General features: G+C 67.0%; 13 protein-coding genes. 7 read left to right on the forward strand and 6 right to left on the reverse strand.

Annotated elements, in window-relative coordinates:
• The first annotated feature begins 44 nt into the window (after positions 1-44).
• Both J2848_RS08830 and J2848_RS08835 read left to right on the forward strand, forming a co-directional pair.
• Positions 45-1,847, forward strand: coding sequence for a sensor histidine kinase (locus J2848_RS08830; protein WP_149229375.1), 1,803 nt, complete (start codon positions 45-47; stop codon positions 1,845-1,847).
• Positions 1,848-2,095: 248 nt separating this feature from the next.
• Positions 2,096-3,028 (forward strand): DMT family transporter, encoded by a 933-nt coding sequence (locus tag J2848_RS08835; protein WP_246193605.1) that lies wholly within the window; start codon positions 2,096-2,098, stop codon positions 3,026-3,028.
• Positions 3,029-3,054: 26 nt separating this feature from the next.
• On the opposite strand, the gene J2848_RS08840 is transcribed toward J2848_RS08835, so the two are convergent.
• On the reverse strand, positions 3,055-3,510 hold the full coding sequence (locus J2848_RS08840) for a YkvA family protein (RefSeq protein ID WP_149229374.1): 456 nt from the start codon (positions 3,508-3,510) through the stop codon (positions 3,055-3,057).
• Between the two features lie 205 nt (positions 3,511-3,715).
• Between J2848_RS08840 and J2848_RS08845 the strand changes: the two genes are divergently transcribed.
• A complete protein-coding gene (locus J2848_RS08845) occupies positions 3,716-4,477 on the forward strand; it encodes an SDR family NAD(P)-dependent oxidoreductase (protein WP_149229373.1) in 762 nt (253 codons plus the stop codon).
• Between the two features lie 51 nt (positions 4,478-4,528).
• Here the strand turns inward: J2848_RS08845 and J2848_RS08850 are convergent, their stop codons facing one another.
• Complete coding sequence (locus J2848_RS08850; protein WP_149229372.1) at positions 4,529-4,726, reverse strand: hypothetical protein; 198 nt, start codon at positions 4,724-4,726, stop codon at positions 4,529-4,531.
• Between the two features lie 318 nt (positions 4,727-5,044).
• Between J2848_RS08850 and J2848_RS08855 the strand changes: the two genes are divergently transcribed.
• On the forward strand, positions 5,045-5,593 hold the full coding sequence (locus J2848_RS08855) for an NADPH-dependent FMN reductase (RefSeq protein ID WP_149229371.1): 549 nt from the start codon (positions 5,045-5,047) through the stop codon (positions 5,591-5,593).
• A 70-nt stretch (positions 5,594-5,663) separates the two neighbouring features.
• On the opposite strand, the gene J2848_RS08860 is transcribed toward J2848_RS08855, so the two are convergent.
• Positions 5,664-6,866 carry an aspartate transaminase gene (locus J2848_RS08860; RefSeq protein WP_149229370.1) on the reverse strand — a complete coding sequence of 401 codons (1,203 nt, stop codon included), beginning with the start codon at positions 6,864-6,866 and terminating at the stop codon, positions 5,664-5,666.
• A 382-nt stretch (positions 6,867-7,248) separates the two neighbouring features.
• Between J2848_RS08860 and J2848_RS08865 the strand changes: the two genes are divergently transcribed.
• The gene (locus J2848_RS08865; protein WP_149229369.1) at positions 7,249-7,686 is read left to right on the forward strand and encodes a c-type cytochrome; all 438 of its coding nucleotides are present in this window, start codon (positions 7,249-7,251) and stop codon (positions 7,684-7,686) included.
• Between the two features lie 69 nt (positions 7,687-7,755).
• On the opposite strand, the gene J2848_RS08870 is transcribed toward J2848_RS08865, so the two are convergent.
• A complete protein-coding gene (locus tag J2848_RS08870) occupies positions 7,756-8,847 on the reverse strand; it encodes a cytochrome-c peroxidase (protein WP_149229368.1) in 1,092 nt (363 codons plus the stop codon).
• A gap of 205 nt (positions 8,848-9,052) precedes the next feature.
• The gene (locus J2848_RS08875) at positions 9,053-9,751 is read right to left on the reverse strand and encodes a cytochrome b/b6 domain-containing protein (RefSeq protein ID WP_149229367.1); all 699 of its coding nucleotides are present in this window, start codon (positions 9,749-9,751) and stop codon (positions 9,053-9,055) included.
• A gap of 238 nt (positions 9,752-9,989) precedes the next feature.
• Between J2848_RS08875 and J2848_RS08880 the strand changes: the two genes are divergently transcribed.
• Positions 9,990-10,226, forward strand: a complete 237-nt coding sequence (locus tag J2848_RS08880) for a DUF4170 domain-containing protein (RefSeq protein ID WP_149229366.1) — start codon at positions 9,990-9,992, stop codon at positions 10,224-10,226.
• 76 nt (positions 10,227-10,302) lie between these two features.
• Positions 10,303-10,839: a metallophosphoesterase family protein gene (locus J2848_RS08885; RefSeq protein ID WP_149229365.1), complete on the forward strand. Its 537-nt coding sequence runs from the start codon at positions 10,303-10,305 to the stop codon at positions 10,837-10,839.
• Between the two features lie 50 nt (positions 10,840-10,889).
• Here J2848_RS08885 and J2848_RS08890 read toward each other — a convergent pair whose 3' ends face one another.
• The gene (locus tag J2848_RS08890) at positions 10,890-13,259 is read right to left on the reverse strand and encodes a putative bifunctional diguanylate cyclase/phosphodiesterase (protein WP_149229364.1); all 2,370 of its coding nucleotides are present in this window, start codon (positions 13,257-13,259) and stop codon (positions 10,890-10,892) included.
• Between the last annotated feature and the right edge of the window lie 145 nt (positions 13,260-13,404).

The raw sequence follows: 13,404 nt of genomic DNA on the forward strand, positions 1-13,404 counted from the left end.
CAACCGGCGTGGCGGCTTGCACCGAAGGGAAAAGGAACGGCCGATTGAATGGCCTTGCCCTCCCCCCGTTCTCCGATGATTCCGCCGGCTCCGGACGCACCGCTGCGGACGGCGCGCAGCCTTTCCGCAAGCCGCGGCTGGAGGCCGCCATCGGCTGGCTGGCCGCCTGCGGTTTCCTGTTCCTCGCCGTCGTCACCGTGGTGGTCGGGGTGCAGTCGCGCCAGCGCGCGGTCGACGGGGCGCAGGAGCGGGCACGGGCTGCCGTCCGCGTCCTGGCGGAACATGCCGCCCGCCTGTTCGATGCCGCCGACCTGCTGGTGGAATATGCCGCGCAGGAAAGCGCCGGCCGGCCGTGGGAAGAGGTCGCCGGATCGCGCGCCCTGTGGAACAGGTTGAACGCCCAGCGCGCCCGGCTGCCCTTCCTGGACGCCGTCTGGCTGAACGATGCGACGGGGCTGCTGCGGCTGACGACAGCGGCCTTCCCGGCCCCTTACTCCAATGCGTCCGACCGTGAGATCTTCCTGTTCCATCAGCGCAACGCGCAGCAGGGCCGTGGCATCGACCAACCCCATATCGGCCCGCGCATCATCGGCCGGGTGACCAACAAGGCGACCTTCCTGCTCAGCCGCCGGCTGTCGGACCGGGATGGCAGCTTCCGCGGCATCGCCTCCGTCACCATCGATCCGTCCTACCTGTCCGGCTTCTACAAGGAGTTGGACGTCCCGCACGAGCCGGTGACCATCCTGGTGCGGGCAGGCAGCCTCGACGTGCTGGTGCGCGAGCCGGCCCAGGCTGCCGAACCCGCCGAACCGGCTCCCCTGTCCGATACCACCCGCCGGGCGATCCAGGCCCAGCCCGATGGCGGCGTCGCCCGGGACGACACCAGCATCGTCGCCCACCGCCGGGTCGACAGCTGGCCGGTTCACGTGGTTGTCCGGCTGGATCTGGCGCCGGTGCTGGTGTCCTGGCAGCGGGTGATCGCACCCTATGCCGGGCTGGCGGCGGCGGCGGCCATGGCGCTGGCCGCCCTGTCGGTCTTCGGCTTCCGGCAGGCCGGCGCCGCGCGGCAGGTGCAGCGCGAGCTGGAGCGCCGGGTGCGCGAACGCACCGCCTCGCTGGAAAAGACCATCGGCGAACGCGACGCCGTGCTGGCGCAGAAGGACCTGCTGATGCGGGAGGCCAACCACCGCATCAAGAACAGCCTGCAGGTGGTGTCCAGTCTGATGAGCCTTCAGAGCCAGGCGGTCGGCGACCCGAAACTGAGCGACCATCTGCTGGAAGCCGGACGGCGCGTCCAGGCGATCGCCGACATCCACAGGCTGCTCTACCGCGTGGACGACGTCCATTTCATCCCCTTCCACGATTATCTGACCGAGCTGTGCCGGGAGTTGGAACGCTCCGCCCGCTCCGAAGGCGGCGACTGGCGGCTGGAGCTGGTGGTGGAGCCGCTGGAGGTGCCGACCGACCACGCGGTACAGCTGGGCCTGCTTGCCAACGAGCTGGTGATGAACGCCATCAAGCACGCCTACCGGCCGCTTGCCGCCACCGTAGCCAGCACAATGGCCGGGCCACAGGCGGGCACGGCGGAGCCGGCCCGAGGAGCGGCCAACGTCATTTTCGTCGGGCTGCGGCGGGACGACGAGGCGCTGCGGCTGATCGTCGGCGACCGTGGCGTCGGGCTGCCGGCCGATTTCGACTGGCGCCGCAGCCGCAGCCTGGGCATGCGGCTGATCCACACCCTGTCCAGACAGTTGGGCGCCAGCCTGACGGTGGAAAACACCAGTCCCGGCGTGCGCTTCACCATCAGCCTGCCGCATCGCACCTTCGACAGCGGCAGCCCGGAATAGCCGCCACATAGACGAAAACCGTAAATTCAGCACAGGCGCAGTCACTACCCGCCATACGGTAGTATGATTAATTTCTATTTACGTATTTTGCTTGCGCTGGAGAGATTTTCTCCGGAGGATCGTCGCCGCGGCGCTGGCCGCAGGTGGCTTGACCGCAGATGTCTCGATTGCATCGATGATTGCGCTAACGCCACCTGTTGCGAGCCAGACCGGACCATCCGCCAACGGCTTGCCAGGGACGATTGATCTTGACCGTCTCCGCCTCTTCCGTGGACGCCAGCCCCCAACTGCGGGCACCCTCGAACCAGCTTCTGCTCGGTGCCGGTTTCATGCTGCTGTCGGCGCTGCTGTTCGGGATGGGCAACACGGCGGTGCACTGGGCCTCGACGGTGATGGACCCGCTGGAGGTCGTGTTTTTCCGTAACCTGTTCAGCCTGCTGTGGATGCTGCCCTGGGCGCTGACGTCCGGCGCCCCCGCCTGCCGGTCTGTGCTGACGGAACGGCGGCTGGGCCCCTATGTGACGCGGGCGCTGACCACGCTCTGCGCCATGACCGCCTGGTTCTACTCGATCTCCCGGATTCCACTGCCGACCGCGACGGCGGTCAGCTTCGCCATCCCCCTGTTCGTTGCGGCGGGGGCGGCGCTGATCCTGCGCGAGCGGGTGCGGGCACGGCGCTGGGCCGCAGTCTGCGTCGGCTTTGCCGGCGTGACCATCGTGCTGAGACCGGGGGCGGCGCCGGTCGATGCGGCTTTTCTGGCGCTGTTCGTCCATTGCATCGCCGCTGCCGCCGCGATCTTGCAGATGCGGCTGCTCAGCCGCAGGGACAGCGCATTGGTTATCGTCACTTTTCTGGGCCTGCTGGTCACCCCGATGGCGCTGGTGCCGGCGCTGTTCGTCTGGACCTGGCCCAGTTGGAGCGTGCTGGGCGGGTTGGCGCTGCTGGGCGGTCTGCTGACCCTGGGGCAACTGGCGATGACGAAGTCGCTGGCGCTGGCCGAATCCTCGGCGATGATGCCCTACGATTATGCCCGGCTGCCCTTCACCGCCATCGTCGCCTGGATCGTCTTCGGCCAGACCATGGATCTGTGGGGCTGGGCAGGCGCCCTGGTGATCGCCGGCTCCGCCCTATACACCATGCACCGCGATGCCGCGGACGGTCGCAAGGCGGCAAAGGCGTAGGTGGGCGGGGCGTAGGCGCGGGCGGGTCAATCGGTCTGTCCGGTTTCCCCACCACCCGTTTCGGCACCTCCGGTTTCGGCGCGCAGGGCCTGCTTCGCCCGCATCCAATGGACCGGAGTGAGATTCGTCCGCACGGTCTGCACGGCGGCGGCCAGCACCGCCGCGTCGTCGGTGAAGCCGGCGATCAGCAGCCAGTCCGGCACCGCATCGAACGGCAGCACGAAATAGGCCAGCGCCGCCAGCAGGATCGCCTTCGCCCGGTAGGGAGTGGCCGGATCGGTCGCGCAGAAATATGCGGCCAACAGCTCTTCCAAAAACGGGACGCGATGCAGATTGGCGCGCAGCTTCTGCCAGAAGCGGCGGCGGACCAGCCGTTCGTCGCGCTCGACCCGGTCGGGATCGGGAACCGTCAGCGCGGTGGCGGGGCCAAGGGAGGGGCCGAGGGAGGGGCCGAGGGAGGGGGAGACGGACGATGCGGTCATGGACGTTCAAATCCCTTTGAAGATGGCCCTTTCGGAAAACGGCCCCTTTCAGAAACGGCAGACGGCATCCTCGTCGGCATGATGCCCCTCACCATACGGTGTGGTATGGTGCGCCGGCCATCTGGTAAACAACAAGTGCGATCGCACCCTGTTGGACACAAGGCCGGCGCCGGGGGCGACCGGCCGCAATTAAGGAGGAGATGCCATGAACATCCAGGGTCTGTCCGCCGTCGTCACCGGCGGCGCCTCGGGCATGGGGGCGGCGACGGCGCGTCATCTGGCCGGGCTCGGCGCCAGGGTGACCGTACTGGACGTCAACGAGGATGCGGTGCTGAAGACCGCGCACGAGATCGGCGGGCTGGGTCTGGTCTGCGACGTCACCGACGGCGCTTCGGCCGAGCGGGCGCTCGATCAGGCGCGCTCCGCCCATGGCCCGGCCCGCATCGCGGTGAACTGCGCCGGCATCGCACCCGCCCAGCGCATCGTCGGCCGCGACGGTCCGATGCCCCTGGAGAATTTCCGCTCGGTGATCGAGGTCAACCTGATCGGCAGCTTCAACATCCTGCGTCTGGCCGCCGCCGACATGGCGAAGCTGGACCCGCTGGACAGCGGCGAGCGCGGCGTCATTGTCAACACCGCCTCGGTCGCCGCCTATGAGGGGCAGATCGGCCAAGCCGCCTATGCCGCATCGAAGGGCGGCATCGTCGCGCTGACCATCTGCGCCGCCCGCGACCTCGCCCGCCACGGCATCCGCGTGATGACGGTGGCCCCCGGCCTGATCGGCACGCCGATGCTGCTGAACATGCCGCAGGAGGTTCAGGACAGTCTCGCCGCGACAGTTCCCTTCCCCAAGCGCTTCGGCAAGCCGGAGGAATATGCCCGCCTCGTCCAGCACATCCTGGAGAACGAGATGCTGAACGGCGACGTCATCCGCCTGGACGGCGCCATCCGCATGGCACCGCAGTAAGGACGTCGGTGTCGGGCAGAAGCGGCTCCGCTACCGGGGCCGCTCTCGCCTTCAGGCTTCGGTCATGGCGGCTTCGTCTGCCCGTTCCGCCTCGCCCAGCAGGTCGATCAGCAGCGTGGTGCAGTGCTGAAGCCGCTGGTCGGCGGTGGCGGTCGCCATGTCGCGGCCGGTCATCTCCTGCCATTCCTGCAGCATCAGAGCCAGATGTTTCCGGACGTGGTCGTCCCGATCCAATCGCCGCGTCGCCATGTCGCCTCCCCGATTCCAAGCCGCCTGTGCCAAAGGCCAAAGCCGATGGACGCACACGGTCGCACGCCCACCCTTTGTGTGCCCTCTAAGTAGGTAGTCATCCAGCCCATCAACAGTCAGAGCCCAAGATGGTCACAACGGGCGGTGCTGTCCATCCATCCCCTCCTGACGACAATTCCGCCATGCCCTGTTGGAAAGCTGGACCTGCACCGACCATTTCAGCGCCGTGCTATCCAGTGAATGGGCCGGAACGGGAAGCGACCCGTTAAGCTCCCCGGTTACAAGACACTGGACAAACAGAGGAAAGGCAACCGCTCCATGACCGATGCAACGGTGCGTGCCAAACTGCTGGGCCTGCCCGGCAGCCTGCGCAGCAACTCCAACTCACTGGCCATCCTGCGCGGATTGCGGGACGCCCTGCCGGCCGACGTCAGTATGGACGTCCGTGACCTGCGCCTGCCGCTCTACGACCAGGACATCGACACACCCGACGCCCCGGCGGAGGTGCATGGCTTCCGTCAGGCCATTGCGGACGCCGACGGCGTGGTCATCGTCACGCCGGAATACAATTACGGCATGCCGGGCGTTCTGAAGAACGCGCTCGATTGGGCCTCGCGCCCCTATGGCAAGTCGGCGCTGATCGGCAAGCCGGTGCTGGTCATTTCCAACTCCCCGGCCTTCACCGGCGGCGTGCGGGCGCACCAGCAGGTGAACGACACGCTGCTGGCGCTTCCCGCCAAGTTGCTGGCCGGCCCCCAGGTGGTCGTCGGCGGCGTCGGCGAGAAGATCAAGGATGGCAAACTGTCCGACGAAGCGGTGCTGAAATTCGCGCTCGGCGCCATCGACAGGATGCTGGCGGCGAAGTAAAGCCCCCAAACGAAAAGGGCCGGCACCCTGAGGCGCCGGCCCTTTTCTTATCCCATCACCGCGGCGGCGATCAGCGCAGGTTGCCACAGGCGCGCTGGATGCGCTTGCACGCCTCTTCCAGCGCTTCCGTCGAAGTCGCGTAGGAGATGCGGAAGTGCGGGGCGAGGCCGAAGGCCGAACCCTGGACGACGGCCACACCTTCGGACTCCAGCAGGTAAGTGACGAAATCCTCGTCGGTCTCGATCACCTTGCCGTCCGGGGTCGTCTTGCCGATGGTGCCGGCGCAGGACGGATAGACGTAGAAGGCGCCTTCCGGCTTCGGGCAGCTCAGGCCCTTGGCCTGGTTCAGCATCGACACCACCAGATCGCGGCGCTGGCGGAAGGCCTCGGCACGCTCCGCGATGAAGTCCTGCGGACCGTTCAGCGCCTCGACGGCGGCGGCCTGGGCGATGGAGGTCGGGTTGGAGGTCGACTGGCTCTGGATCACGCCGATGGCCTTGATCAGGTCCTTCGGGCCGCCGGCATAGCCGATGCGCCAGCCGGTCATCGCATAGGACTTCGACACGCCGTTGACGGTCAGGGTGCGGTCGTACAGCGACGGCTCGACCTGGGCCGGGGTGACGAACTCCAGGCCGTCATACAGCAGGTGCTCGTACATGTCGTCGGTCATGACCCAGACATGCGGGTGCTTGACCAGCACGTCGGTCAGCGCCTTCATCTCGGCGCGGGTGTAGGCCGCACCCGACGGGTTCGACGGCGAGTTCAGGATCAGCCACTTGGTCTTCGGCGTGATCGCCTTTTCCAGGTCGGCGGGCTGCAGCTTGAAGCCCTGCTCGGCCGGGCAGGAGACGAAGACCGGCGTGCCTTCCGCCAGTTCCACCATGTCCGGATAGCTGACCCAGTAGGGCGCCGGGATGACAACCTCGTCACCCTGGTTCAGCGTCGCCATCAGGGCGTTGTACAGCACCTGCTTGCCGCCGACGCCGACGGTGATCTGCTCGGGCGTATACTTCAGGCCGTTCTCGCGCTCGAACTTGGCGCAGATCGCCTTCTTCAGAGCGGGCGTGCCGTCCACCGCGGTGTATTTGGTGTCACCGGACTCGATCGCCTTGATGGCGGCGGCCTTGATGTTGTCGGGGGTGTCGAAGTCCGGCTCGCCGGCACCCAGGCCGATGACGTCGCGACCGGCCGCTTTCAGTTCGCGGGCTTTGTTGGTCACGGCGATGGTCGGCGACGGCTTGATGCGCGAGAGACGGGACGCGATAATCGACATGGCAGCGGGCCCCCTCAGGGCTATGGAGACGGTGTGGCGGAGACGTCGTCGAGACGCCTGCCCCTCCGGGTGGAAGGCGCGAGGCCGGACCTTACTTCCGCTCTACCCCGGTTGCAAGGCCGGTCGGGCGGTGAAAACCGTGCGGTTGGGCGGTTTTTCCGCCCTGTGGCTGCGCCGTACCGGGGCGCAGCCGCGGGTATTTCCAACCACCCACGGATCAAACGCGCGCCCGCGGCAAATCCCGCCCCTGGTCCTCCACAGCATTATTTATCACCGCACAAATGAACGCCATGACGGCGCGATTTCGTCATGGCTGCTTCACTTGACAGCTTTGGCAGAGCGGTGTGTAAGGTCTGGTGTTGGGGCAAAGTTCAGCGAAGGAATGAGAACCGTGTTTTCCCGTATGGTGCTTGCGGCGTCGGCCGCGCTGATGCTGACCGGCGGCGTTGCCCTGGCCCAGGATGTGATCCAGACCCGCAAGGCCGGGTTCGATGACTTCAAGAAGGCGATGGGCGAGATCAAGGACGCGGTGGGGAAGGGCGACCTCGCCGCCGTCGGCCCGGTCACCGACCGTATCGACGCCTTCGCCGCCAGGATCCCCAGCCTGTTCCCGCCCGGTTCCAACAAGGGCAAGACGGCGGCCAAGGAAGTGATCTGGGCCAACTTCCCGGACTTCACCGCCAAGGCACAGGGCCTCCAGGCTTCCGCCCAGGCGCTGAAAACCGCCGCCGCCTCCGGTGACAAGGCCGCGACAGGCAAGGCGTTCGGCGCCATGGCTGACAGCTGCAAGGCCTGTCACCAGCGCTACCGCTCCGAATAAGCGGCCGGCCCGGCAAAGAAAAAGCCCTCCCCTACCGCCGTGGGCAAGGGCCTCTTCCCGGGCGGTTCCTTACTTGAAGACGGGCTGCGGCGTGGCCGGCGTGCTGGCCGGCAGCAGCGGATAGTCGACGCGCGGTTGCTGGCCGGTCAGCGCGGTCAGGAAGGCGGTGATCTTGTCGATCTCCTGGTCGGACAGGGCGGCGCCAAGCTGGCTCGACCCCATCACCGCGACCGCCTGACGCAGGTCCCACACCTTGCCGGAATGGAAATAGGGGGCAGTCAACGCCACGTTGCGCAGGGTAGGGGCGCGGAAGACATATTCGTCGTCGGCGGTCTTGGTGACGGCGAAACGGCCCTTGTCGCCCGGCGGCAGGATCTCCGCCCCCGGCTTGGTCACGACGCCGAAGGGGAAATAGTCGTGGCCGCCGACATTGACGCCGTTGTGGCAACCGGCACAGCCCTTGTCGATGAACAGTTCCAGCCCGGCTTTCTGCATATCGGTCAGCGCGTCGGCCTTTCCTTCCAGATATTGGTCGAAAGGCGCGGCGGGAGTGGTCAGCGTCGCTTCGAACGCCTCGATTGCCATGGCGACATTGTCGAAGCTGACGGGGTTCTTCTCGTTCGGGAAGGCGTCGGCAAATTTGACCTTGTAGGCGGGAATGCTGTTCAGCACCGCCATCACGCGGTCGGGCGTGCTGTTCATCTCCACCCCGGCCTGGATCGGCCCCTTGGCCTGGGCCTTCAGGTCTTCCGCCCGGCCGTCCCAGAACTGGGCGACGTTCAGCACGGCGTTCAGCACGGTCGGCGCGTTGCGCGGCCCCTTCTGCCAGCCGTGACCAACCGAGGTCTCCAGCCCGTCAACACCGCCCAATCCGAGATTGTGGCAGCTGTTGCAGGAGAAGATGCCGCTGGCCGACAGGCGCGGATCGAAGAACAGCATCTTCCCCAGGTCGATCTTCTCGCGAGTGACCGCGTTGTCGCGGACCACCGGCAAGGTGGCGGGCAGCGGCTTGAACAGCTCGCGCGCACGGCCCATCAGAGCGTCACCGCCGGCAGCCGGTGCTGCGCCGGCGGTCGCGGCAAGGATGCTCAGGGCGGCAGTGGCAGTGACCAGCAGGCCTTTCAGCGCTGCGGTCGGGCGTTCTCCGGTTTGTGCGTGCATGACTGGCGGTCCCCCGGCCGGCCGACATCCTCACCGCAGCCTGAAGCTTCAATCAGGCAAAGGTTGATCGATCCCGGAAATCGGGCCGGCGTCATTGGTTCGTCAAGGTGTGGTGCGGATCAATCTGGAGTCATTCTAAACTAGAAACCGCACAGCCCCAGACGACCCATTGTCGCACACAACCAATGACATATGCCGCGCGAGATCAGCCGGCGGCGCGCAGCACCAGGAAGACCAGCCCGGCCGACGCCGCCAGGATCGCCAGCGCCAACGCCGCCGGGGCACGGCGCGGCTCCGCCGCCGACAGCCGTGCCGGCAGAATTTTGCGGCCGGTGACCATCGGGCGGATCAGATTGTCCTTCCTGACCAGCAGATGGAAGAACACCGCCGCCACGTGCAGCCCGATCAGCACGAAGATGCCGTTGGCAAGCAGCCGGTGCAGCGAACTGAGCAGCGCCACCGTGGCGCCGGAGGCCAGCGGAACCAGCGGACCATCGATCAGGATGTCGTCGCTGGTGAACAGGCCGCTGCCGGCCTGGACCAGCAGCATCAGCAACAGCGTCACCACCATCAGCGCGCCCAGCGGGTTGTGGCCCAGGGTGAAGGCGGCTTCTCCGCCCGCGCGTGAGCGCTTCAAATAGTCGCGGATCGCCCGCGGTCCCTTGACGAAATCGGCGAAACGGGCGGTCTGGCTGCCCACCACACCCCAGACCATACGGAACAGCACGAGAATCAGAACTGTTTCACCCGCCAACATATGAACGGCAAGCACACCAAACTCAGCCGACAGAATCGCGACCGCCACCGCGGCGACCAGCGCCCAATGAAAAAGGCGGGTCGGCAGGTCCCAGACCCGTAGCTCACGGCCGTGTTTCTCCCGAGTCGCGGTATGACCACTTGCCATCGCTCGATCCTTGCAGTGTTCGGCCGTGTTTTCGGCCCCCGTCATCTGCGGCAAATGGACGGATTCTTTATACTGATCCTGAAAACGCCACGGTTCCGTGGTGGCAAAGGCCGATGGACGTGTCAACAGGCTTGAAGCGCCGCCCGGACGACGGATATGAGAATGCGACGCATCAGCCGGCCTGCCGGCGCAAAGACAGCCACAACTCCCCAATCATCCCGCTGATAAGGACCTCGCCATGCCCGACAAACAGCTCCTCCACCTCGTGTTCGGCGGCGAACTCGTGCGTCCGGACACGGACCAGTTCGTCGATCCGTCGAAGCTGCACATCGTCGGCATCTTCCCGAGCTATGACGAGGCCTACAAGGCATGGCGCGGCGCCACCGGCCAGACCATCGACGACGCCCACACCCGCTACTACATCGTCCACCTGCACCGCTTCCTCGACCCGGCGGCGGACAACCACAAGCACTGAGCGCGGAGCCGCCGGCGCGCCGGTAGCGGGACCCCGGTGTGGGAACCGCCCGCGGCGCGCCGGCGTTGACCGGTCGATGACCGTATACTTCACCTCCGACACCCATTTCGGCCATGGCGGCGCCCGCGGCCGCTTCCGCCGCCCCTTCGCCTCCACCGCCGAGATGGACGCGGTGATGGAGGCGAACTGGAACGCCACCGTCGGCCCGAACGACGAGGTCTGGCACCTCGGCGACTTCGCCCTGCACATGAAGCCCGACGCAATGGCCGCCCTGCTCGGCCGGCTGAACGGCACTAAGCATCTGATCGCCGGCAACAACGACGGCCCGGCGACGCTGGTGCTGCCCGGCTGGGCCAGCGTCGGGCATTACGCCGAGTTGACGCTGGACGGCGTCGATCTGGTGATGTGCCATTATGCCTTCCGCACCTGGAATGGCATGCACCGCAAGGCGCTGAACCTGCACGGTCACAGCCACGGCCAATTGAAGCCGCAACCCCGGCAGATCGACGTCGGCGTCGACGTCTGGAATTTCCGCCCGGTCACGCTGGCCGAACTGACGGTCCCCCGCCCACGGCGGAAGAGGATGCCAGAGGGCGAAGCGCCGGTTTTTTGATTTTTCGTGCGATTCACGCTTCAGACGATTCTGTCTGAAGCGATCGCACTTTAGGCAGCCCCCAGTTCCCCCTGCCGCAGCCGTTCCATCAGCAGGCGGCAGGCGGCGTCGGCCGGCACCGGGCGGCCGGTCAGCCAGCCCTGGACCTGGGTGCAGTTGTGGTGGCGCAGGAAATTGGCCTGCTCCGTCTTCTCCACCCCTTCGGCGACCACATGCAGGCCCAGCATGTCGGCCATGGCGATGATGGTGGAGACGATGCCGGCATCCTCGCGCTCGTTCGGCACGCCGTTGATGAAGGAGCGGTCGATCTTCAGCGTGGTGATCGGCAGCCGCTTCAGATAGCTCAAGCTGGAATGGCCGGTGCCGAAATCGTCCACCGCCACCCGGATGCCCATCGCCTTCAACGCCGCCAGAACGGCCAGCGCGTGGTCGAGGTCCTGCATCACCGCGCCTTCGGTGATCTCCAGTTCGATCAGGCCGGGCGGCAGGCCGTGGCGATCGATGATGCGCCGGAAATCCTCGGCGCTGCGGTTGCGCAGATGCTTGGGTGAGATGTTGACGGCGACCGGCACCGGCTCCATTCCCGCATCCAGCCATTCCCGCATCTGGCGGCAGGCCTCGTCCAGCACCCAGTCGCCGAGCGGGACGATGAAGCCGGTCTCCTCCGCCACCGGGATGAACTCGCCGGGCGGGATCATCATGCCCTGCCCCAAACCCTGCCCCGGCTTCTCCCAGCGCAGCAGGGCCTCGAACCCCTCCAGCGAGTAGTCGATCAGCGACACTTTGGGCTGGTAATGCAGACGGAACTGTTTCAACGCCAGCGCCGCCCGCAAATCGCCGTCCAGCGCCAGTTGCCGCCGCGCCTGTTCGGCCAGTTCGGGACGGAAGAAGGCGTGACGGCGGCCCCCCATCCGCTTGGCGGCGTAGAGCGCCGTCTCGGCCGCGCGCAGGAGCGCCTGCGGGTCGTCGCCATCCGTAGCGCCTTCTCCGCCGAGGTCGGTCGGGTAGACGGCAATGCCGACCGCCGGGCGGACATAATGCTCGCAACCCGGCAGGGTGACCGGCGCGTCGAAGGCATCCAAAATTCGTCCGGCGATGATCGCCGCCTCGTCGGCGTCGTTGATTTCCTCCAGCACCACGGCGAAATCATCGGTACCGATCCGGCCGACCAGATCGGCGGCCCGCACCGAGGCGACGATCCGCCGTGCCACCTCCTGCAGCAGCGCATCGCCGGCCTGATGGCCCAGCGTGTCGGTGATCAGCTTGAAGCGCGACAGGTCCAGGCACAACACGGCGAAGGGACGCCGGTAACGGCGGCTGCGCTCCACCGCCGCCTCCAGCAGTGATTCGATCATCGCCCGGTTGGGCAGGCCGGTCAGCCGGTCGCGGGTGGCCAGCCGCATCAGTTCGCGTTCGTGGCGCAGCCGCTCGGTCACGTCGGCCAGCGCGCAGACGAAGCCGCGCCGCCCCTGCACCACCAGCGGCGACACGCTGAGCGAGGCGTCGATCCGTTCGCCGGTTCCCGTGCGCTCGATCCCCAGCGCCTCCACCCGCACCGGTTCGGGCACATCCGCCTCCGCCGCCATGTCGGCCAGCAGCGAGTCGATCCGCGCGCGATCGGGGGCGGTGAACAGCCTGGACAGCGGCCGGCCGCGCAGTTCTCCGGCAGCCGCGCCGAACAGGGCGACGGCGGCGGGGTTGTGCTCTTCGATCAGGCCGCGGGCATCGACCAGCAGGATCGCCTCGCCGACATTGTTCATGATGCCGGCCAGCCGCTCGTCCCGTTCGATCAGGGCGATGGCGGCGCGGCGGCAGAACTCCATGGCGCGGGCCATGGCGCCGAATTCGTCGCGGCGGTCGCAGCCGGGAATGTCGATGTCGGTCCGCCCCTCCGTCAGCAGGCGCATGCGGTCCGACAGCGCTTCCAGCGGCCCCACCACATGCTGCGACAGGAACATCGCCCCAGGCCAGCTCACCACCAGCAAGGCGACCAGGAACAGCAGGAAACCCGACGCCTCCACCAGGAAATCGCGGTCGAGGTCGCCGATGTCGCCGGCGGCGGCGATCGCCCAGCCCCAGGGCTCGAACCGTCCCTCCGCCGTGACGGCGCGGTCGATGGCCGGCCAGCCATCGGGGATGACGCCGTCCGTGAAAATCCTGACATGAAAGGGCTTGGCCGACAGGGCCAGCAGCGCCGTCCGCGCCCGGTCGCGCGCCTCGTCGCCGGAGATCGCACCGGAAATCGCCGACCGTTCCAGATCGCGCAGAAGCAGACCCGCCGAATCCACCAGGGCAACGGCGACCTGCCCCCGCTCGGCGATCATGCCCTGCCGCAGCAGGTAGAGCGCGGGGATCGCCGCCATCAGGCAGCCGATCAGGCCGATCCAGGTCAGCCAGCGAATCTTGCGGCGCAGCGTCATGGGGCTTGGCGTCGCTCTCTTGTCCGTTCGGTAAACGGACGGTTAGTCATACGAAGGGGAAGGTGACGACTTCGTTTCAATCGTGCAATTCAATTTTTCTTCGCACGCGCAACAGACCCCTGTCCAACCCATACGAAGGTTGCAT

The organism is Azospirillum lipoferum (assembly GCF_024170005.1).
GTDB classification, from domain to species: domain Bacteria; phylum Pseudomonadota; class Alphaproteobacteria; order Azospirillales; family Azospirillaceae; genus Azospirillum; species Azospirillum lipoferum.

Coding starts and splice junctions, on each gene's coding strand:
- J2848_RS08865 (WP_149229369.1), top strand. CDS start 7,249: ATGAGAACCGTGTTTTCCCGTATGGTGCTTGCGGCGTCGGCCGCGCTG.
- J2848_RS08875 (WP_149229367.1), bottom strand. CDS start 9,751: ATGGCAAGTGGTCATACCGCGACTCGGGAGAAACACGGCCGTGAGCTA.
- J2848_RS08845 (WP_149229373.1), top strand. CDS start 3,716: ATGAACATCCAGGGTCTGTCCGCCGTCGTCACCGGCGGCGCCTCGGGC.
- J2848_RS08890 (WP_149229364.1), bottom strand. CDS start 13,259: ATGACGCTGCGCCGCAAGATTCGCTGGCTGACCTGGATCGGCCTGATC.
- J2848_RS08880 (WP_149229366.1), top strand. CDS start 9,990: ATGCCCGACAAACAGCTCCTCCACCTCGTGTTCGGCGGCGAACTCGTG.
- J2848_RS08855 (WP_149229371.1), top strand. CDS start 5,045: ATGACCGATGCAACGGTGCGTGCCAAACTGCTGGGCCTGCCCGGCAGC.
- J2848_RS08860 (WP_149229370.1), bottom strand. CDS start 6,866: ATGTCGATTATCGCGTCCCGTCTCTCGCGCATCAAGCCGTCGCCGACC.
- J2848_RS08870 (WP_149229368.1), bottom strand. CDS start 8,847: ATGCACGCACAAACCGGAGAACGCCCGACCGCAGCGCTGAAAGGCCTG.
- J2848_RS08840 (WP_149229374.1), bottom strand. CDS start 3,510: ATGACCGCATCGTCCGTCTCCCCCTCCCTCGGCCCCTCCCTCGGCCCC.
- J2848_RS08885 (WP_149229365.1), top strand. CDS start 10,303: ATGACCGTATACTTCACCTCCGACACCCATTTCGGCCATGGCGGCGCC.
- J2848_RS08850 (WP_149229372.1), bottom strand. CDS start 4,726: ATGGCGACGCGGCGATTGGATCGGGACGACCACGTCCGGAAACATCTG.